The sequence below is a fragment of the Brevundimonas sp. NPDC055311 genome, assembly GCF_053645695.1.
This window is the reverse complement of record NZ_JBSHMV010000001.1, coordinates 622740-643474: the sequence shown is the minus strand read 5'-3', so window position 1 is coordinate 643474 and position 20735 is coordinate 622740. Positions and strand designations below refer to the sequence as shown.

General features: G+C 67.5%; 16 protein-coding genes. 6 read left to right on the top strand and 10 right to left on the bottom strand.

The features are described from left to right. Nucleotides 1-40 precede the first annotated feature (40 nt). Nucleotides 41-1216 carry a M24 family metallopeptidase gene (locus tag ACWIDZ_RS02990; protein ID WP_453988312.1) on the top strand — a complete coding sequence of 392 codons (1176 nt, stop codon included), beginning with the start codon at nucleotides 41-43 and terminating at the stop codon, nucleotides 1214-1216. After that, the gene (locus ACWIDZ_RS02985; protein WP_453988314.1) at nucleotides 1213-2466 is read left to right on the top strand and encodes an NAD(P)/FAD-dependent oxidoreductase; all 1254 of its coding nucleotides are present in this window, start codon (nucleotides 1213-1215) and stop codon (nucleotides 2464-2466) included. The genes ACWIDZ_RS02990 and ACWIDZ_RS02985 overlap by 4 nt, the downstream gene beginning before the upstream one ends. On the opposite strand, the gene ACWIDZ_RS02980 is transcribed toward ACWIDZ_RS02985, so the two are convergent. Beyond that, on the bottom strand, nucleotides 2463-4016 hold the full coding sequence (locus tag ACWIDZ_RS02980; RefSeq protein ID WP_453988316.1) for a carboxylesterase/lipase family protein: 1554 nt from the start codon (nucleotides 4014-4016) through the stop codon (nucleotides 2463-2465). The genes ACWIDZ_RS02985 and ACWIDZ_RS02980 overlap by 4 nt on opposite strands. 128 nt (nucleotides 4017-4144) lie before the next feature. On the opposite strand from ACWIDZ_RS02980, the gene ACWIDZ_RS02975 reads away from it, so the two are divergent. After that, the gene (locus ACWIDZ_RS02975; protein WP_453988317.1) at nucleotides 4145-4897 is read left to right on the top strand and encodes an SDR family oxidoreductase; all 753 of its coding nucleotides are present in this window, start codon (nucleotides 4145-4147) and stop codon (nucleotides 4895-4897) included. Here ACWIDZ_RS02975 and ACWIDZ_RS02970 read toward each other — a convergent pair. Both ACWIDZ_RS02970 and ACWIDZ_RS02965 read right to left on the bottom strand, forming a co-directional pair. After that, complete coding sequence (locus tag ACWIDZ_RS02970; RefSeq protein ID WP_453988318.1) at nucleotides 4854-6104, bottom strand: MFS transporter; 1251 nt, start codon at nucleotides 6102-6104, stop codon at nucleotides 4854-4856. The two genes, ACWIDZ_RS02975 and ACWIDZ_RS02970, sit on opposite strands and share 44 nt — an antisense overlap. A 33-nt stretch (nucleotides 6105-6137) precedes the next feature. Next, nucleotides 6138-6962, bottom strand: a complete 825-nt coding sequence (locus ACWIDZ_RS02965; RefSeq protein WP_291776423.1) for an aldo/keto reductase — start codon at nucleotides 6960-6962, stop codon at nucleotides 6138-6140. Between the two features lie 113 nt (nucleotides 6963-7075). On the opposite strand from ACWIDZ_RS02965, the gene ACWIDZ_RS02960 reads away from it, so the two are divergent. Beyond that, the gene (locus tag ACWIDZ_RS02960) at nucleotides 7076-7978 is read left to right on the top strand and encodes a LysR family transcriptional regulator (RefSeq protein ID WP_291776421.1); all 903 of its coding nucleotides are present in this window, start codon (nucleotides 7076-7078) and stop codon (nucleotides 7976-7978) included. A gap of 14 nt (nucleotides 7979-7992) precedes the next feature. Here ACWIDZ_RS02960 and ACWIDZ_RS02955 read toward each other — a convergent pair whose 3' ends face one another. The 7 genes from ACWIDZ_RS02955 to ACWIDZ_RS02925 form a co-directional block, all read right to left on the bottom strand. Further along, nucleotides 7993-8355, bottom strand: a complete 363-nt coding sequence (locus tag ACWIDZ_RS02955; RefSeq protein ID WP_452111492.1) for a hypothetical protein — start codon at nucleotides 8353-8355, stop codon at nucleotides 7993-7995. Nucleotides 8356-8369: 14 nt separating this feature from the next. Further along, nucleotides 8370-9389, bottom strand: a complete 1020-nt coding sequence (locus ACWIDZ_RS02950; protein ID WP_453988319.1) for an alpha/beta fold hydrolase — start codon at nucleotides 9387-9389, stop codon at nucleotides 8370-8372. Between the two features lie 166 nt (nucleotides 9390-9555). Then, a complete protein-coding gene (locus ACWIDZ_RS02945; RefSeq protein WP_453988320.1) occupies nucleotides 9556-10107 on the bottom strand; it encodes a TetR/AcrR family transcriptional regulator in 552 nt (183 codons plus the stop codon). Nucleotides 10108-10181: 74 nt separating this feature from the next. Continuing rightward, entirely contained in the window at nucleotides 10182-10499 is a 318-nt protein-coding gene (locus tag ACWIDZ_RS02940) for a DMT family transporter (RefSeq protein WP_291776412.1), read from the bottom strand. 49 nt (nucleotides 10500-10548) lie between these two features. Continuing rightward, on the bottom strand, nucleotides 10549-11316 hold the full coding sequence (locus tag ACWIDZ_RS02935) for a 3-oxoacyl-ACP reductase family protein (protein ID WP_453988321.1): 768 nt from the start codon (nucleotides 11314-11316) through the stop codon (nucleotides 10549-10551). A 160-nt stretch (nucleotides 11317-11476) separates the two neighbouring features. Next, nucleotides 11477-12931 carry an amidohydrolase gene (locus ACWIDZ_RS02930; protein ID WP_453988322.1) on the bottom strand — a complete coding sequence of 485 codons (1455 nt, stop codon included), beginning with the start codon at nucleotides 12929-12931 and terminating at the stop codon, nucleotides 11477-11479. A gap of 79 nt (nucleotides 12932-13010) precedes the next feature. After that, on the bottom strand, nucleotides 13011-16070 hold the full coding sequence (locus tag ACWIDZ_RS02925) for a TonB-dependent receptor domain-containing protein (protein ID WP_453988324.1): 3060 nt from the start codon (nucleotides 16068-16070) through the stop codon (nucleotides 13011-13013). A gap of 378 nt (nucleotides 16071-16448) precedes the next feature. Between ACWIDZ_RS02925 and ggt the strand changes: the two genes are divergently transcribed. Together ggt and ACWIDZ_RS02915 are read left to right on the top strand one after the other, a co-directional pair. Next, nucleotides 16449-18194 (top strand): gamma-glutamyltransferase, encoded by a 1746-nt coding sequence (gene ggt / locus ACWIDZ_RS02920; RefSeq protein WP_453988325.1) that lies wholly within the window; start codon nucleotides 16449-16451, stop codon nucleotides 18192-18194. Nucleotides 18195-18265: 71 nt separating this feature from the next. After that, nucleotides 18266-20713 carry a zinc-dependent metalloprotease gene (locus ACWIDZ_RS02915; protein ID WP_453988326.1) on the top strand — a complete coding sequence of 816 codons (2448 nt, stop codon included), beginning with the start codon at nucleotides 18266-18268 and terminating at the stop codon, nucleotides 20711-20713. Nucleotides 20714-20735: the final 22 nt, after the last annotated feature.

Genomic DNA, 20735 nt, shown 5'->3' with positions numbered 1-20735 from the left:
AAAGAAGTCGCCGTATCATATATATTATACGATATATCCCATGACGTTCCTTCCTCCCGCCGCCGCTCCCATCACCGCAGATGAACGCAGCGCGCGCATCCAGGCCCTGGCGGCGCGCTTGAAGGCCGAAGGTCTGTCCGCCCTGCTGGTGGGACCGACGACGTCCCTGCGCTACTATACGGGGCTGGACTGGCATCCGTCAGAGCGGCTGACGGGAGCTCTGATCCACGCTAACGGGCGCGTGGAATACATCTGCCCTCGCTTCGAGCTGGACAAGGTGGCGGGTCTGACGGCGGCGCCGAACGCGATCACCGGCGACATCCTCACCTGGGAAGAGGAGGAGAGCCCCTATGTCCTGGCGGCGGGGCGTCTGGCCGATGGCGGCGTCCTGGCGGTCGACGACCAGGCGGCGGCCTTCATCTGGCTGGGCCTGAGCCGGGCGTTGGGGCCGGATCGTGTTACGGACGGCGGCCCGCTGATCCTGGCCCAGCGCAGCCTCAAGTCACCCGCCGAGATCGCGCTTCTGACCCGCGCCAAGGCCATCACCCTGGAGGTCCAGCGCCGCACCCGCCGCTGGTTGAAGGTCGGCGTGCGCACGTCCGAGGTCATGGCCTTCATCGACGCCGAGCACCGCACCCTGGGCGGGGAAGGGGGCTCGTGGTTCTGCCTGGTCTCCTTCGGCGACGACACCTGTCTGCCCCACGGAGGCGAGGGCGACCGCGCCCTGCAGACAGACGACGTGGTGCTGATCGACACCGGCACTCTGGTCGACGGTTATCACTCCGACATCACCCGCACCTATGTCTTCGGAGAACCGACCGAGGACTTCCGCCGCGTCTGGACGCACGAGAAGGAAGCCCAGGCCCGCGCCTTCGCAGCGGCTCGCCTCGGCGCGCCGTGCCACAGCGTTGATGACGCCGCGCGCGACTATCTGACCGGCCTCGGCTATGGCCCGGACTACCGCCTCCCGGGTCTGCCGCACCGCACCGGACACGGCATCGGACTGGACATCCATGAGGCGCCCAATCTGGTGCGCGGGGACGTCACGCCGCTGGCCCCCGGCATGTGTTTCTCCAACGAGCCGATGCTGGTCATTCCGGGCCGGTTCGGCGTGCGTCTGGAAGACCATTTCTACATGACCGAGAGCGGACCGGTCTGGTTCACCGAGCCTTCGCACAGCCTGGACGATCCCTTCGGCGAGGGTGCCTCTGCATGAGGACGCCCCGGCGCTGGGCGATCGTCGGCGGCGGCCTGATCGGGACGGCGACGGCCCTCAGGCTTCAGGCGGCGGGTCTTGAGACGACGCTGATCGACCGGGGCGACGCCCGGCGCGGCGCCTCCTTCGGCAACATCGGCCATATCGCGGCCGAGCAGTGCGAGCCCATGCCCTCGCCCGCGACGCTGAAAAGCGCCTTCGGGCGGTTGTTCGCCTTTGGCGGGCCGCTGGACTTCCGCGCACGGGACGTCGCCCTGTGGGGGCCGTGGGCGTTGCGCTGTCTGGCGGCCTCGCGCCCGGTTGCGGCCGCGCATGGGGCCGAGGTTCTGGCGTGGCTGCTGGACGATCCTCTGGGCGCGTGGGCGCGACTGGCGGCGCTGGCCGAGGCGCCCGGCGACCTGATCCGCCCCACGGGCCACGCCGTCGTGTGGTCCACGCCCGAGGCGGCGCGGAAAGGTCTGGAGGCCTGGCGCGGGGCGCGCACGGGGAACGCCGGCTTTCGGCCCATGGAGGGCGAAGAACTGGCCGCCTACGACGCGGTGCTGAAGGCGCGCCCCGCAGGCGGCGTCCGCTTTACCGGCACGGGGCAGGTCAGCGAGCCCCAGCGCGTGCGCGACGCCCTGTCGGCGGCGTTCACAAGACAGGGCGGGACTGTAATTCAGGCCGACGTGCGCCGACTGCGGCCCGTGGCTGACGGCGTCGACATCATTCTGGAGGACGGCGCGGTCGTCGACGCCGAGCGGGTGGTCGTGGCGTCGGGCGCCTGGTCGGCCGAGCTTCTGGCGCCGCTCGGCCTGACGGTTCCGCTGATCGGAGAGCGCGGCTATTCGGTCCAGTCCGCCCGGCATGAATGGCCGGAGGACCTGCCGCTGACGGTGTTCGAGGATCGGGCCCTGGTGGTGGCGCGTTTCAGCGGCGGCCTGCGCGCGTCCAGCCACGTCGAGTTCGGCGCGCCCTCCGCGCCGCCCGACCCGCGCAAATGGCGACGGATCGAGGCCCAGTTGCAGGCGCTGGGCGTCGTCTTCGCGGAGACGCCGGATCGCTGGTGCGGGCCGCGCCCGACCCTTGCGGACTATCTTCCGGCGATCGGCAGGCTGCAGGCGCACCCGGCGATCCATTACGCCTTCGGCCATCAGCACCTGGGCCTGACGCTGGCCGCCTTCACGGCGGAGACGATGGAAGGGCTCGCCCTGGGGCGGCCGGCGCCGGCGTGGCTGGACGCGCTGAGGATCGAGCGCTTCGCGCGCTAGGTCCCCGGCTGGATGTAGGGGATGGCCGAGAAGAATTCGCGCTCGTCTCCGCGCGGATCGTCGGCCTGACGCGACACGACATCGAACAGCATGGTCTGCCGCCTCGGCAGGTCGTAGCGCTCCCAGCGCGCCAGGCCGGCGTGGTTCGGATCTCCATCCCGCGCCAGGGCGATGAAGGCGTCGCTCATCGTATCCGCCACCGTCTGAGCGCCGGGTTCTGAGGCGCCTGCGGCCACATTGTCGAACACCAGCGGAATGTCGGCGGTATGGAAGGCGCCCTTGCGCCCCGAAGCCATCGCGCCGGCGAAATCCAGTTGATAGACCCAGGCGGGGGCGCCGGCCTTCGCCCGTTCCTCGGCCTCGATCACAGCTCCGCGCCAGGACCGGCCGGCCGTGGTCGCGGCGATCAGGACCTGATCGGGCGACCAGTCGGGATGCATCCGGCGATAGCCGGCGATCACGGCCTCGGGCGTGATGTCGATCCGCATGACGGCGGGCGTGATGCGATCGACCAGAGTGTCCCAGGTCAGGCCGGCGTTGGCCGGATCGTCGCCCATGAAACCCAGGGTCTCTTCGCGGGTGTTGCCGATGATCATCGGAATGGTCAGGCCCTGCGGGGCAGCGTCCGGATAGAAGGGATGGCGCGGCAGGTGGCGGAAATCCAGCACGGGGCCGAAGTAGACGCCGCCGAAGCCCAGGACGGGATCCGTCTGCGTCTGCGCCTCGAGCAGTCGCTCGACCGGCAGGGTCGCGGCCTCTTGCGCCCGGTCGGGCGTCAGGCCCAGCGCCTTCAGCCAGGCCTCGGCGCGTGCGGTGGCGTTGAGCGGGCCGGACGCGGTGACCTGCTGGCCGCTCATGGTGGCGGCGCGGTGGAACAGGCCTCGGGCCGCCGGCATGGCCATCAGGGTGGCGATCTTGGCGCCGCCGCCCGACTGTCCGAACAGCATGACGCGGTCGGGGTCGCCGCCGAAAGCCGCGATGTTGTCACGAACCCAACGCAGGGCCAGGATCAGATCCAACTGGCCGACGTTGCCTGAATCCTCGAACCCGTCGGCCAGACGCGCCAGATAGGCGTAGCCCAGGGCGTTCAGCCGATGGTTCAACGTGACGACCACGACGTCGCCGCGCGTGGCCAGGCGCGTTCCGTCGTAGAGCGCCGCCGATCCCGAGCCGCTCGAATAGCCGCCGCCGTGGAAATAGACCATCACGGGGCGTCGTCCGGCGTCGACGCCGGGCGTCCACACGTTCAGGAACAGGCAGTCCTCGCTCTGGTTCGGCTCCCGCCCTCGCTGAGGGCTGGCGGCGCCGAAATCGCGAGCCGGCGCCGGATCGCGCCACGGCGTCGGCGGCTGAGGGGCCTGGAACCTGCGCGTCGGGGCGCCATAGCGGATGCCCTTGAAGACGTTTACGCCGCTTTGGCGCAGACCCGTGACGGGCCCGGCGGTCGTATTCACGCGCGGGTCGCCCCGATCGGGCGCCATAGCCAGGCCAGACGTGGGAAGCCCGGCGAGCGCCAGGGTTGAGAGGCAGGCCGCTCTTCGTGTGATCATCGTCGCTTCCCCCTAGGAAACCGGTATCATCACCCCATCAGGATAAACTTGACCAGCTCCAGAGTTGCGAAGAGACAAGTCGGTTCATCCATTCAGAGCTGATTGCGAACTATCGAGGAGGCCGAAAGGTGAAGACCAACCGTGTGGCGATCGTGACGGGCGCCGCAGGCGGCATCGGCGAAGGCATCGCCGAGCGGCTCGCCAGGGACGGGTGCGCGGTTGCGCTTATCGATGTCGACGGCGACCGGTGCGCGGAAGCCGCCGCCCGGCTCGGCGCGTTCGGTCAGACGATGGCCGCCCAGGCCGACGTGAGCGATCCGCAAGCGGTGGCGAACGCCGTTGATCGCGTGGTCGAGCAATTCGGCGCGCCTACGATCCTGGTCAATAACGCGGGGTTGGCGCGCGACAAGCCCTTCGACCAGATGAGCCTGGAAGAGTGGGATCTCGTTCAGGGGGTGGTTCTGCGCGGCTCCTTCCTGATGTCGCGCGCGGTCGTGCCCTATATGAAGGCGCAGCGCTGGGGACGGATCATCAACATCTCCAGCATCTCGGCGTCCGGCCATCCGGAACGCGCGAACTATTGCGCCGCCAAGGCGGGCGTGGAGGGCTTCGTGCGGTCTCTGGCCGTGGAGTTGGGGCCGCTGGGGATCACGGCCAATGCGGTGGCCCCCGGTCTGGTCGTGACGGCGATGACCCACGCCACCGCGGCCAGGCGCAAGCTTTCCCTGGAAGATCATCTGGCGGACACGGTGAGCCGCATTCCGGTGAAGCGCCCCGGCACGCCTGGAGACATCGCCCATGCCGTGGCCTATTTCGCCAGCGAGGAGGCCGGCTTCGTCACAGGTCAGGTGCTGACGGTGTCCGGAGGGGTGATCGTCTGACGCCTTCTTCGGGGAGCGGCCGAGCTCGGGACCGCCGGGCTGTGAGCAGGACCATGCCGAAGCCGGCCGCCGCCAGCAGGCCGCCCGCGACGGGCACCGTGGCATAGCCCAGGTTCAGGCTGATGACGGCGGCGCCGACGGCCGCGCCCAGGGCGTTGCCCAGGTTGAACGCCCCCACATTGATGGAGGAGGCCAGGCCCGGCGCCTCGGACGCCGCTTCCATGACGCGCATCTGCACCGGAGGGACGATGGCGAACGCCGCGCCGCCCCAGAGCAGCAGGCCGATCGCGACGCCGACGTGGCTGCTGAACACGAACGGCAGGACGAACATGATGAGAGCCAGGGCGCCGAGGAAGATCTTGGTCGCGCCGTCCAGCGACCAGTCGGCCAGTCGTCCGCCCAGCCAGTTGCCGATGGTGAAGCCGACCCCGATCAGGGCGAGGCTTAGCGTGACGAAACCGTTCGAGGCGCCGGTCAGGGTCTGAAGGGTCGGGGCGACATAGGTGTAGAGGGTGAACATGGCGCCGGCTCCCATGACGGTCGTCGCCATGGCCAGAAGCACAGGGCCGCGGGTGAGAACGCGCAGTTCGTGTCGCAGGTCCGGCATGGCGCCGCGCTCGCCCTTGGGCAGGGCGAACCACAGGGCCGCGATGGCGAGGACGCCGATCAGGGCCGTGCCGGCGAAGGCCATGCGCCAGCCGATCTGCTGGCCGATCCATGTCGCGGCGGGCACCCCTCCGATATTGGCGATGGTCAGGCCCATGAACATGGCGGCGACGGCGCTCGCCTGCTTGTCCTTGGGAACGACGCTGGCCGCCACGACGGCGCCCAGGCCGAAGAAGGCTCCGTGGTTGAGGCTTGTCACCAGACGCGCGGCCAGCAGGGTGAAGTAGCCGGGCGCCATGGCCGACATCAGGTTGCCGATGGTGAAGATCGACATCAGCAGGATGAGGGCCGTTCGCTTGCCGAAGCGGGTGAAGGCCAGCGTCATGATCGGGGCGCCGATCATGACGCCCATGGCGTAGGCGCTGATCAGCAGGCCGGCCTTGGGGATCGAGACGTCGACCCCCTGGGCGATCACGGGCAGCAGGCCCATGGGCGAGAACTCGGTGGTGCCGATGCCGAAGGCGCCCACGGCGAGCGCCAGCAGGGCCCAGCGGGCGTGCGCGGGTTGGGCGGCCGGCGTTGCGGTCGCGGAAGCGGTCATGTCCATCTTCATCTTCCTCAGGGCCCGGATTTCCTAGGCGTCCCAGGCGGGGGCGAGGCCGGCGGGGCTGACGAGGCGGCCGTCGGGCCGAGCCAGGGCGGCGATGGCGGCCATGTCGGCGTCGTCCAGGGCGAAGTCGAAGATGGCGATGTTCTCGGCCGCGCGCGCCGGGTTCGCGGTCTTGGACAAGGCGATGTAGCCCTGCTGGATCAGCCAGCGCAGGCCGACCTGGGCTGCGCTCTTGCCGTATCTGGCGCCGATCCGTTGCAGGAGCTCGTCCTTGGGCACGGCGCCGTCCGCCATGCTGTAATAGGCGGTGACGGCCACGCCGGCTTCCTTGGCGGCGGCGGTCAGGGCGTGCTGCGGCAGATAGGGATGCAGTTCGACCTGGTTGGTCACGATCGGGGCGGCCGAGCGTTCGATCGATTCCCGCATCTGCGCGATGTTCTGGTTGGAGACGCCGATGAAACGCGTCTTGCCGGCCGCCTGGACGGCGTTCAGCCGTTCGATCTGTTCGGCGATCGGAACCTGATCGGCAGGCCAGTGCAGCAACAGGAGGTCGACCTGATCGACCTTCAGTCTGTCCAGGCTCTCGTCGACCGAGGCGGCGAAGGCGTCGGCGCTGTAGTTGTCGACCCAGACCTTGGTGGTCAGGAACAGGTCGTCGCGACGGGCTCCGGCGGCCTGCAGGGCGCGACCGAGCGCGGCTTCGTTCTGATAGATCTGGGCCGTGTCGAAGTGGCGGAAACCGGCTTCGAGCGCGGCGGGAACGACGCGTTCGACCTCCGCGTCGGACATGCGGAAGACGCCGAAACCAAGGGCCGGAACGGCGGCGCCGTGAGCGGTGACGGTCTGCATCTGAAGCTCCTCGCTGTTTCTGAAGGTGCCGCGGAAGTAGGGTTTCGGTTCAAACTTGATAATCGCGCCGAAATTCCCATCATCTGTGAAATAAAATCATGGATGATGCGGCGATGGATAACCGAGCCGGCGAAATGCAGGTCTTCCTGCGCGTGGTGGAGAGCGGCAGCTTTTCGGAAGCGGCCCGCCTGCTGGGCATGACGCCCTCCACCGTCAGCAAGCTGATCTCGCGCGTGGAGGATCGGCTCGGCGTTCGCCTGATCGAGCGCTCCACGCGACGCCTGTCCCTGACCGCTGAGGGCGAAATCTACTACGAACGCAGCCAGACCTTTTTGCAGGATCTCGACCAGATCGAGCAGGAGTTGTCGCAGGGCGCGGCCGCCACGGGCGGGCGAGTTCGGGTCAACGTCTCGGTGGCGCTGGGCGTCCTGGGTCTGGAGCCGCTGCTGCCGGAGTTCTGGAAGGCCTATCCGAATATCGTGGTCGATCTGTCGCTGTCGGACGAGATCGTCGACCTCTATCTCGACCGCACCGATATCGCCTTTCGGGTCGGCCGACTGCCGGATTCAGGCATGGTCGCGCGTCGGATCGGGACGGCGCATCGCAAGATCGTCGCTTCGCCCGCCTATCTGGCGCGTCATGGCGCGCCCCGGACGGTCGATGATCTATCCCGACACAACTGTCTGGGCTTCAACTTTCGTCGGGCCGTGCCCGTCTGGCCGCTCAAGGAACGAGGCCGTGTGGTCGAACGCGTCGTCCACGGCTCCTTGCTCGGCAACAATGGCGAGACGGTCCGGCGCATGGCCCTGGCCGATGTCGGATTGGCCCGCATGGGCGACTACCACGTCCGGGCCGATCTGGCCGCGGGCCGCCTGGTGGAGGTCCTGGGCGACGTGATCGAGCGGGACGAAGAAGAAATCCACGCCGTCTTTCTGGGCGGACCGCGCATGCCGGAGCGAGTTCGGGTCTTTCTCGACTTCGTCGTGCCGCGACTCCAGCAGTTCCTGAACGGCTGAGGCCGGGACGCCGATCACCAGGCGTCGGGTTCGCGCACCATGTGGACGATGTTGGCGGGATTCATGATCCAGCCGCCGCGAAACGCTTCCCCGAGCGGCTCGATCGGATCGCAGCGTACGGCGCCGCCGTCTTCCAGTCGTTTCAAGGCGGAGGCGTGGTCCGGCGTGAACAGTTCCAGCCAGACCTCGGCCTGGGTCATGGTCTCGGCTTCGTCGATCCAAAGTTGGTTCGGGCCGAGCTTGAAACCGACCGCCGGCGCCTTTTCCGCGATGGGCTCCAGGCCGACCACGTCCCGGTAGAAGGCGATGACGGCCTGATATTGATGACTCGGCACCTTCATGGCGATGTTGACGCCGCCTTCGATCTTCACACTCATCCGGGAATCCTCGCTTATCGGGTGCTGCGGGTGGAGGGGACGGGGGGCTCTGCTTCTGCGGCGGACGGCGCTGCAGACTCAGCATGAGGGCGCACTTCATTGATCAGGGTGAGGAAGGCCTTGCCAGGCTCCTCGACCAGCATCTCGTGCGCTGAATGCTCGAACCAGACGAGTTGTTTGTGCGGCGCGTCGAGTCTGGCGAACCATTCCGCAGCAACTCCCGCCGAGACATTGATGTCGTGCCGACCCAGCAGCAGGAAGGTCGGAACCTCGAGTTCGGCCAGGGATGACATGGAGGTCTCCATGATTGCGGGCATCAAGCGTTCGACTGAAACGTCCTGGGCTTTCCAGACCTGCTTTACATCCTGATCCGTATAGTCGGGAGACAGGGCCATGGCCGCCCCTTCGAAGCTGGCGTCCGGGCGATTGTAGGCGGCGCCGCCGAAGGCGTTGACCCATTTGCGTTGCAGGTACAGCGACGATGTCGGGACCGGGGTTCCGCCCTCAGCGTAGGGCGCGATGGACTGGAGTTCGGATATGGCTGTCTCATTGCCCGTGTCGCGAGCGCGAGCCATCGCCCAGGCCCAGCCCCGGCGTTCGCTCTCACGCATGTCGATGACCTGGCCCGCGCCGATGTAGGCATGGAGCCATTCGGGATGACGACGCGCGACATCAAGACCCAGCCAGCTTCCCCAACTGTGGCCGAGCAGGAAGATCTTGTCCTGTCGCGTCTCGGAACGCACCCAGCCGATGACGGCGTCGATATCCTGTTTCATCTGATCGATGGTCAGGTCGGCGACGGGATGGTCCGGGTTGTAGGATTTTCCGGCTCCGCGCTGATCCCATTGCACGACGGTGAAGTATTCGTCCCAACCCTGGGCGAAATACCAGGAGGTCGGCATGGCGACCCAGCCGGGACCGCCGTGAACCACCAGCAGGACCGGATTGCCGGGATTGCGGCTCCGCACGGAAATCCACTGATCGACGCCGTTGATGCTCACGGCCTCCAGTCGTTCGATCCCGTCTGGCGTCACGATCTGTCTCAGGCCGGCGATGATCCTGACCGCCTCCGCACGGTTGCGCGGCGCCGTGTCGGATTCGGCGTGGGCCGGGAGGGAAGAGAGCAGTAACGATACCGCCGCCAAGATCGGAAATGAGAAACGCAGCACAATATTCTCCCCAAGAAGGCGATACGCCAGATCAGTCGGTCGGCCAGGCCAGCATGGCGGCGTCGATGATCATTCGGAGCTTCTCTGCAGAGGCGCCGTCCCGCGCCTGGATCGATAGGCCCTCCAGCACCGTGGTGTAGAAGGCCGCCAGGCGGTCGAGGTCGGCGGAGGGCGCCAGGTCCCCCTGCGCGACGCCCTCGGCGAGGCGGGCTCTGAGGGCGGACTCGCCGTCCAGTCGATTCTTGGCGAGGAAGTCGCGCACGCCCGCATTTTCCGGGGCGCCGAGCAGGGAGGACAGGACGATCATGCACCCGCGCGGGCCTTCGGTCTCCGTATAGGCGCGCGCGTTCGCCAGCAGCATGGCCTCGACCGCTTCGCGAGCGGTCGCCGCCTCGGCGAGGCTTTGCGTGGTCGCCCGACCCTCAAGGCGGTCGTAAAGCTCGACGGCTTCTCGAAAAACCTCTTCCTTGCAGCCGAAGGTCGCATACAGGCTCGGCTTGTTGATGCCCATGGCGGCGACAAGGTCCTGAATCGACGTCCCTTCATAGCCCTGCGCCCAGAAGGTCCGCATGGCGGCGATCAAGGCGGTTTCCCTGTCAAAGCGTCTCGGTCGCCCGAGCGGCGGGCGCGGGGTCTTCTGCGGTTCGTCGAGAAGCGTCATGTTTCCATCACCCGCAGCCCTGCCACGCCGATCATGATCAGCGCCAGAAAGATCAACTTCGTCCCTGAGAGGGGCTCGCCGAGGAACAGCGCCCCGAACATCGCGACGCCGAAGACGCCTATGCCGACCCAGATAGCATAGGCGATGCTAACGGGCAGACTCTTCAGGGCGACGCCAAGCAGAACCAGACTCAGCAAGGCGACGCCGACGCCGATCAGGCTCGGCCACAGCCTTGTAAAGCCGTCCGCCTGTTTCAGCGCGAGGGCCCAGACAATCTCCAGCAGGCCGGCTACGGCCAACAGTCCCCAGGCCATCGGATGTCGTTCTCCCTTGGGCGGCGGCATTGGTGCTGGCGAGCAGGGGCTAGGCCGTAAAGCCCCCGTCGATCGCCAGCGAGCTTCCAGTGATGAACCGGCTTTCCTCCCCCGCGAGGAAGCCGACGGCTGCGGCGATTTCGGCGGGCTGGGCGTAGCGCTTGACCGCCATCAACTCCAGTTCCGCAGCAACGGTGGGGCCGTCGATGGGGTTCATGTCGGTCTCGGTGGAGCCGGGGTCGACAATGTTGACGGTGACGCCGCGTTCTCCGACCTCGCGCGCCAGGCCTTTGGTGAAGCCGATGAGGGCGGATTTGCTCATCGCATAGAGGGTCACGCCGCCATACGGCACGCGCTGGGCGAAGCAGGACCCGATGGAGATGATCCGTCCGCCGGCCCTCATGTGCGACAGCGCCGCTTGCGAGGTGATGAAGACGGCTCGTGCGTGGATCGCCAGAGTATCGTCAATCTCCTGAAGCGAAACGTCTTCGATCGGCCCTGCGGGGAAAACGCCGGCGTTGTTGACGAGTATGTCGAGGCGTCCGAACGTTTCCGCCGTCTGGTCCACGGCGTGACGGATCGCGGTCGGATCCCGGCTATCCGCCTTGAGACCGAGAAGCCTGCCGCCGTGAACCGTCAGGGCGTCAATTAACGCCTCGGCCGACTGGTCGGAGGTCGCATAGGTGAAGGCGACGTCAGCGCCTTCGGAAGCCAGGTGTCGAACGATTGCGGCCCCGATGCCGCGCGCGCCCCCGGTAACAAGCGCGGCTTTGCCTTGGAAACTCATGCCTTCACCATTTTGTACCAATAGGTTCATTTATGGCTGTAGGCGAAGATCCGGCCCCCATCAAGTTTTTTGTACCGAATGGTATGGTTGAGTTGAGGCGTCGGGATAGAGGCGTGAGGGCGCGGCTCCGCCGCCGTGCCCTAGTGAGGACGACGAAGGCCCTCGGGACGAGCCCGAGGGCCATGACGGGTCAGTCGCGGTAGTTCAGCGCCGGAGCGCGGTCGCCCAGCAGGGCGCGGTATTCGAAGTTCGGACCGCGACGCTGCTCGAACTCGGCCTTGGCGGCGGCGATGGTGTCCGGGCTCTGGAACAGTTCGGCGGTGGTCAGGGCCAGGGTCTTGGCCGCCAGGTGCGCGCCCTTCAGACCGATGGTCGTGCCGGCGGCCACCACGTTCTGCCACGAGTGGCCTGCTGAACCGGGAACGAAGGTCGCCGTCGACAGCCCCACCGTCGGCGTGACCCAGGACACGTCCGAAACGTCGGTCGAGCCGCCGAAGTCGCCGCCGATCACGGCGTCCTCGATCTGACCGACCGAGGCCAGGTCAGGCTGGGTGGTCAGGGTCTTCTGGATCTCGGTCGCCAACGCGATCTCTTCGGGCGTCCAGGTGATGCCGCCGACGCTGCGCAGGTTGCGGTCCATGACATGCATCAGGGCCTCGTTCGGCAGCATGGAATAGACGCCGCCGATGGCTTCGAACTCGACGCGGGTGCCTGTGCCGAGTGCGGCGCCGTCGGCCGCCAGCTTCACCCGCTCCAGCACGTCGCGCACGATCTCCGGATCGTTGTGGCGGACGTAGTAGTAGGCTTCGGCATAGGCCGGGACGACGTTCGGCGCCTTGCCGCCGTCGGTGATGGCGTAGTGAATGCGGGTGCGGTCGGGCACGTGCTCGCGCATCATGTTGACCATGTAGTTCAGGGACTCGACGCCATCGAGCGCCGAGCGGCCCTTGTCGGGCGCGGCGGCGGCGTGGGAGGCGGTGCCGTAGAAGCGGAACTTGCCCGAGACATTGGCCATGGTGTCGCCCTGGCGGGCCGAGTTCACATTGCCGGGGTGCCAGTGCAGCGAGACGTCGACGTCATCGAAGAGGCCGTCGCGCACCATATAGACCTTGCCCGAGCCGCCTTCCTCGGCGGGCGTGCCGTAGACGCGCAGTTCGCCCTTGATGTTGTTGGCCTCCATCCAGGCCTTCACGGCGATGGCGGCGTGGACCGAGGCGGCGCCGAAGAGGTTGTGGCCGCAGCCGTGGCCCGCGTGGCCGCCCGCCGATTCTTGGACCGGGCTCAGGGTCTGCGATAGGCCGGGCAGGGCGTCGTATTCGGCCAGGACCGCGATGACCGGGCCCTCGCCGGTCTTGAAGCTGGCGAGGAAGGCGGTCGGCTCATTGGCGATGCCGGGGGTCACGGTGAAACCCGCGTCGCGAAGTTGGCCCTGGAGCAGGGCCGAGCTCTGGGTCTCCTGATAGCCTAACTCGGCGAACTTCCAGATTTCCAGCGCGGCGCTGTCGAGGGCGGCCTGGTTGCGGTCGACGGTCGAGGTGATCTGTTGTTGCGCCTGGGGCGACAGTTCGGCGGCGACGGCGGGCGAGGCCAGCGGCAGGGCCAGGGCGGCGGCGAGCGCCAGGACGCGCATCGAAACGGGCTTCATCGGGAACTCCAAACGAACATCAAAAGTAGAAAGGGCGGGGACGATCATCGCCCCCGCCCGAAAAGGCCTCAAGACCGGATCAGAAGGTCTTGCGGATGCTGCCGTACCAATAGCGGCCATAGGGTTGGTGAACCGTGCCCAGGTAGCCGTCGGCGGCCAGCGGCGGCTGCTCGTCGGTCAGGTTGCGCACGCCGAGGCGGATCGCGGCACCCTCCAGCAGGCCGTTGTCGAACTCATACTCGCCGTAGAGGTTGGCGGTCATCAGCGAGTCCACGACCCAGGCCTGATTGGCGCCGTTCAGCAGGAAGTCCTGATAAACGCTGCCGGTATAGGAGGTGTAGGCGCCGACGGTGACGTTCTGATAGCGCCACGTCGCCGAGGCCGACCATTTCCATTCCGGGCGGCCGTTGTCGCGGATCAGATCGCCCGCCGCGCCGCTGAACGAGATGGTCGGGTCGATCTCGCCCTTGGCCTTGGCGTCCATCAGCGCCTGAACGGCGGGAGACGGCTCCAGGTAGTATTTCAGCAGGTGCGAGAGGTTGAAGTTGGCGCTGAAGTCGCCGAACCGCGTGCCGCGCTGGCTCCACATGACGCCCAGGTCGATGCCCTGGACTTCCTGCGGCTGCAGGTTGTCGTAGAGGTCGCGCACATAGAGAATCTCGCCCGCCGGAGTCAGGCCCGTTCCGGCGTAGATGGCGATGTCCTCAGCCGTCGGATCGGCGCGGACGACGTTGGGGTTGGAACTGCCCTGCTTGCGCAGCAGATAGTCCAGCGTCAGGGCGTTCTGGCCGCGGAAGACGCCGACCATGCCTTCCTGCTGAACGTTCCACCAGTCGACCGTGATGGTGAAGTCGCCCAGGTTGGCCGGGGTGAAGTCCGGCTGAAGCACCACGCCGAACGACATGGTTTCCGACTCTTCCGGCTTCAGGTCAGGGTTGCCGGCGCGCTGTTCGGCCACGTTGCGGCGGATGCGGGCGGTGTTGACCGAGGAGGCGTCCGGGAAGGTGTTCGGCACAGTGGCGCCGACACAGCTGTTCAGCCCGGCGATGGCTCCGCGGCGCGACAGGGCCTCGCAGTAGGCCCAGTCGGTGCTGCTGTTCGAGCGGGTCACGACGGTGGCGTTGATCTGCTCCAGGTTCGGGGCGCGGAAGCCCTGGGCCCAGGAGCCGCGAATCCGCACGCCTTCGGCTAGGTCCCAGGCCACGGCGACCTTGGGCTTGGCGACGTCGCCGAAGTCCGAATAGTGCTCGTAGCGGCCGGCGATCTGGGCTTCCAGATTGTGGACGAACGGGATGTTCATCTCAGGCGAGACCAGCGGGATGGCGAACTCGAGGTAGGCCGAATAGACGTCGCGCTTGCCCTCGGTGTCCGGGTTCATCGAGGAGTTGATCAGGTCGCTGTAAACCGCGCCCGACACGTCGGTGAAGGTGGTCGTGCCGTCGATGCGGTGGTCGCGGTCGTCCAGTTGGGTTTCGTGGCGCGCCTCGATGCCCGCCGCCATGCCGACCGGACCGCCGGGCAGGGTGAACAGGTCAGGACGCGAGACCTTGAAGTCCCAAAGGGCCAGGCTGGTCTCGGTATAGCGCCGCATCTTGGTGCGGATGGCGTCCAGGGCGGCCTGGTTGCTAGGCGTGCCGTCGCCGACCCGCGGATTGGACAGGTCGCCGCCGTTGAACGGGTTGTAGGCGTCGGGCGTCGACAGGGCGAGCTGCTTCTGAAGCGCGCTGGTGACGACGTTGTCGCTTAGGTCCTCGGCGTTGGCCTCGGAGTAGAGCAGGGCGGTTTCCCAATTCCAGCCGTTCCAGTCGCCGCGCAGGCCGCCCAGGGCGCGATACTGCTTGTTGGTCACGTCCACCTGGATCGGACCCAAGTCGCTGAAGCGATAGCCGCTGAGCAGGAGGTCGACGCCTTCAGCCGGGGCGGTGATGCCGGGCATACGGTTGGGGTTGACCGAGCCATCGGCGAACAGGATCGGGCCGAAGGGGTTGTAGTAGTTAGTCTTGGGGATCGTCAGAACGATGGACGACAGGGTATTGATCGGGGCCTGGCGGGCCGAGGTCTCGGCGTAGTAGCCGCCCAGTTCGCCGAAGGCCTCGACGTTGTCAGTCAGCTTGTAACGGCCGGTCATGAACAGGTTGTAGCGATCAACCTCGGGCATGACGGTAAGGTCCTCCGCAGCCAGATCGGACTGGATGGCGGGATCGACCGAGACGCCGGACTTGACGCACAGGCCGTCGCCCAGGCTGGCGGCGCAGTTGCCGAGGCTGTCGGGCTGGATGCCGAAGGCGGTGAGATTGTCGGTGGCGCCCGGCAGGCGGACGCTGCCGCCTGCGGTGCGGAAATAACCCCAGGGGCTGAGCGACGACAGGCCGTTCAGCGAGGTGCTGGTCTCATAGCCCGTGCCCGCGAACAGGGGCCGACGGTCGGACGAGGCGGTGTAATCCTGATCCAGCGTCGAAAGCTCGTCGCGGTGGTCGTAGTTGAAGAACACCGACAGGTTGCCGCGCCCATCGGCGAAGTCGTGGCCGCCATAGACGGACAGGTTGGTCTCCCACATGTCGGTGCCTTCGGCGACGCCGTACTGGGCCGAGACGGTCCAGTTGTTCATGTCGTCGCGCAGGACGGTGTTGACCACGCCGGCCACCGCGTCGGCGCCGTAGATGGCGGCGGCGCCGTCACGCAGGACTTCCAGACGCTTCAGGCCCGACACCGGAATGGCGTTGGTGTTGTAGGTCAGGACCGGCACCAGGTGCTCGTTCGCCTGCGACGTCGGGTGGCCGACGACGCGGCGGCCGTTCAGCAGCACCAGAGTGTTGCCGATGCCGAGGTTGCGCAGGTTGACCGAACCGGTGTCGCCGCGCGCCGAGTTGGAGGTCGCCGGCAGATAGGCCGAGTTGAAGGTTACATCGCCCATCTGGGGGATGGAGCGCATCAGCTCATCGCCCGAGGTGGCGGCCGACGACAGGATCTGTTCCTCGCCGATGTTGGTGACCGGCAGAGCCGCCGTCACCTTGGCGCCCCGGATCTGCGAGCCGACGACGACGATCTCGTCGACCTGGGTGGCTTCCTGCGAGGCGTCCTGGGCCGTTGCGGCCGTAGCGCCCAACAGGGCGGTGGTGGCCAGCAGGGCCGTTTTCATGCTGTGACGCGCAAAGATTGAACTCATGACATCTGCATCCCCGTTTTGCGGTCAGTGCGGCGCCCTTTGATGAGGCGGCCTGTTCCCCCGACCAATTTTTTCGAAGAGGCGAATCCTTGAGCGCCATCTGGATGGAATCCTGCGCGCGCGGCGATTTGCCTCGGTTCGGACTAAAAGCGGCCATAGACGAGGCGTCAACCTCTGCAGAATAAATATTGCCGATATCCGAGATATTGAGCGCGATAATCGCTAAGAATCACCCTTGAGGTGCGCTTTTCAGCAATGCTATCGCTATGGATATTGACAAGGTTGTCCTGTCGTCAGCGCCGAGGCTGTTTTGTCGGCGGCTGCGGACGGGATTTGCGGCGGGGGAACAGGATGCGTTTTGGTTTCACGAGAGCGGCGACGGCGGTTTCGGCGGCGGCGCTCATGCTGCTGGCCGGGCCCGGCCTGGCGCAGCAGGCGGCCCAGGTTCGTCCGACGACGGGCAGCGGCGGCGACATCGTCAACTATGGCCAGATCCACAGCCCGGTGGTCGGACGGGGCGGCATGGTGGTCAGCCAGAGCGATCCGGCCACCCGCGTCGGCGTCGAGGTCCTGCGCCAGGGCGGCAATGCGGTGGATTCGGCCGTGGCCGTGGCCTTCGCCGAGGCCGTCACCCTGCCGCGCGCGGGCAACATCGGCGGCTCGGGCTATATGATCGTCCACATGGCCGCCACGGCGGACCGGCCGGCGCAGGACATCGCCGTCAACTATTACGGCGCGGCGCCCGCCGCGACGACGCCTGAGCTTCTGCTGGGGCCGGACGGCAGGTTCGACCGCTCCAAGCCGTCGGGCTTCATCAACGTCTCGGTGCCGGGCACGGTGATGGGCCTGTGGGAGGCGCATTCGCGTTTCGGCTCCATGCCCTGGGCCGATCTGGTCGCGCCGGCGATCCGTCTGGCCGAGGAGGGCTATGTCCTGTCGGACGGAGAGGCGGACGCGACGGCGGGCCGGGCGCGGGTGCTGGCGACGGATCCGGGCGCGCGCGAGGCCTATCTGAAGCCGGACGGCTCGGTCTATCGCGCGGGCGAGACCTTCCGTCAGCCCCTGCTGGCCGAAAGCCTGCGCAAGGTGGCGCGCGGCGGGGCGGACGAATTCTACAAGGGCGAACTGGCGCGCCAGATCGTGGGCGGCATCCAGGCCCAGGGCGGCGTGATCACCCTGGAGGACATGGCCGCCTATCGCGCCGACGTGTCCGAGCCGATCTGGGGCAGCTATCGTGGGAATCGCATCTCCTTCATGCCGCCGACGGCTTCGGGCGTCAGCGTCGCCGAGGCGCTGAACCTGCTGGAGCATTTCGACCTGAAGGCCATGGGCTGGGGCAGCGTCGACAGCCTGCACCTGATCTCGGAGGCGATGAAGATCACCTCGTCGGACCGTCGCCTGATCGGGGGCGCGCCCCAGTGGACCACTCCGGCTCACGGCCTGGCCAGCAAGGAATTCGCTGCTGAGCGCGTCAAGCTGATCGCCCTGGACCGCACGCTGAAGGCGGCGGACATCCCCGAGGGCAATCCCTATCCCTATGAGAGCCAGGACACGACCCACTATTCGGTTGCGGACGCCTTCGGCAATGCGGTGTCGAACACCTACACCCTGTCCAACTCCTACGGCGCGCACGTCGCTCCGGTCGGGACGGGCATCCTGCTGAACAACCACTTGGACAACTTCTCCTGGGGCACGCGCGGGGAGCCGAACTCGCCCGCGCCGGGCAAGCGTCTGGGCTCGACCATCACGCCGATGATCGTGTTCAAGGACGACAAGCCCTGGCTGATCACCGGCACGCCCGGCGGCGGCTACATCATCGCCACCATGGTTCAGCTGATCTCCAACGTCGTGGACCACAACCTGAACGTGGCCGAGGCGGCCATGCGTCCGCGCCTGAACCAGGGCGGCGGCGACAGCCCGCTGGAGCTGGAAGGCGGCTTCTCGCCCGACGTGGAGCGCCTGCTGCGCGAGCGCGGCCATACGGTGCGTCCGTCGATGACCATGGGCAGCACCCAATCCATCATGGTGGACGGGGATCGGTTCCTGGGGGCCGCCGACACCCGGCGTCCGGACGCCCTGGCCCTGGGCGTCCGCTGAGCCACCGCTTGCCGTTCGAGGCGTTCGATGGTCTGAACGTCCGCTGTTGAGTCTGTCGGAGGGGGAAGCCGATGTTGCGCAAGGTTCTGCTGGCGGGCGCCGCCGGCCTGGTGTTGGCCGGAGCTGCGGCTCCTGCGGGGGCGCAGTCCGCGCCGACGGCGACGGCGTCGCCGGCGGTCTGGCAGGACGGCCTCTTCGGCGTCCGCCAGGACAGCCGCAAGGGCAAGGTTTCGGTGCGCCTGCCGGCGCCGGGCGCGGACGGGGTGCTGGGACGGTATCTCTATCAGCCGGGTCTGTCGGCGGGCCTCGGCATGGACGGAGCGGGACTGGACCGCTCGGGCCTGGGGCAGGCTCAGATCGTGGTGTTTCGTCAGGTCGGAGACCGCGTCTTCGCCGCCTTCGAGAACCATCGCTTCCGCGCCGTCGACGCTGATCCCGATCAGGTCAATGCGGTCGCCGCCTCCTTCGTCTCGCCGGTCGTGTGGTCGGGCGAGGTGGCGGAGACCGGAGCCGACGGGTCCGTCACGGTGGATCTGTCCGGTTTCCTGGAACGGGACGCCGTCAACGCCGTGGGGCGGCTGAAGCGGGCCAAGCTGGGCAGTTTCAAGCCGGCGCCCAATCTCGGCTATGTCGACGTCGCCGAGACTCTGGTCTTCCCCGACAACGTCGAGTTCCAGACGGTCCAGACCTTCACCAGCGACGAGCCGGGCGGCGAGCTGTCGCGCGTCTCGCCCGAAACACGCTCGGTCACCCTGGCGGTGCGTCACTCCTTCATCCGCCTGCCGGACGATGGCTTCACCCCGGTCCTGCATGATCCGCGTTCGGGCACCTCGGCTCAGGTGATGGTGACCGACTTCGCCGCCGATCTGGACACGCCGGTGGTCAGCCGTCTGGCCCGGCGCTTCCGGCTGGAAAAGACCGATCCGACGGCCGCCCGTTCGCCGGTGAAGAAGCCCATCGTCTTCTACGTCGATCGCGCCGCCCCGCCGGCCATCCGCGAGGCCCTGATCGAGGGCGGCAATTGGTGGGCGCAGGCCTTCGAACAGGTCGGCTATCTGAACGCCTTCCGGGTCGAACTGCTGCCCGAGGGGGCGCATCCGATGGACGCCCGCTACAACATCATCTCCTGGGTTCACCGCGAGACGCGCGGCTGGTCGACGGGGACCAGCGTCAACGACCCCCGCACCGGCGAGATCGTGCGCGGCGTGGTGCAACTGGGTTCGCTGCGCGACCGTCAGGACAAGATGATCATCGAGGGACTGGTCGGCGCCGCCCGCGCCGGGACGGGCGGCGAGGACGATCCCGATCGTCTGGCCTACCACCGCCTGCGCCACCTGTCGGCGCACGAGATCGGCCACGCCCTGGGCATTTCCCATAACTTTGCGGCCTCGACGTATGAGGACCGCGCCTCGGTCATGGACTATCCGGCGCCCTGGGTCATCGCGGACGGCGATCGTCTGGACTTCAGCCGCGCCTATACGACGGGCGTCGGCGCCTGGGACCGCTATGTCGTGGACTGGCTCTATGGCGACACGCCGGGCCAGAACCCGGTGTCGCGCCGCGCGGCCCTGGCGGCCGAGGCGCAGGCCAGGGGCTATCGCTTCGTCTCGGACGGCGACACCCGGCCGCTGGGCAGCCTTCAGGCCTATGGCGCCATGTGGGACAACGGCGAGGACCCGACGGCCGAGTTCGCCAATACCCTGGCCGTGCGCCGCATCGCCCTGTCGCGCTTCGGGTTGGACAATCTGCCGGACGGAGCGGCGGCGGCCGACCTACGTCGCGTGATCGTGCCCATCTATCTGTATCACCGCTATCAGACGACGGCGGTGGGGCGTCTGGTCGGCGGCGTCGACTACGCCTATGCGGTCAAGGGCGACGGCCATGAGCGGGCGGAGGCCATTACCGCCGACCGTCAGCGCGGCGCGCTTGAGGCCTTGATGCAGGCCCTGTCGCCTGAGGTGCTGGACATGCCGGACCGGGTCATCGACCTGCTGTCCTCGGTGCAGTCGGGCAGTTCTGACCGGCAGATGCAGATCGAACTGTTCGAGAGCAAGACCGATGCGGTCTTCGATCCCTCCTCGGCCGCCGCCTCGGCGACGGAGGTGGTGTTCGAGACCCTGCTGGCGCCCGAGCGGCTGAACCGTCTGGTCGAGCAGGAGCGTCGTGATCCGGGGCAACTGGGTCTGGTCGAGACGCTGGACCGGGTGGCCGTCGCCGTCGGTCCGGGCGCGGCGCTGAACCCGCGTCAAGCCGAACTGCGCCGCGTCGCCCGCGCCCGCTACGCCGCCCATCTGGCTGCGCTGATCCAAGGCAAGGACCTGTCCTCGACGGCTCAGGGCGCGGTGCGCGACAGCGCGCGGCGGTTCGGCGAGCAGTTGAAGCGCTGTCGCGGCGACCGGCTGGAGACGGCGCAGTGCGCCTATCTGGCGGAAGCTCTGACCGGCCCGGTCGAGGGGCTGAAGACGCTCAGCGAGACGCTGCCTGTGGCGCAGGCGGTCCCGCCCGGCGCGCCGATCTAAGCCGGCCAAAAGTTCAACCCTC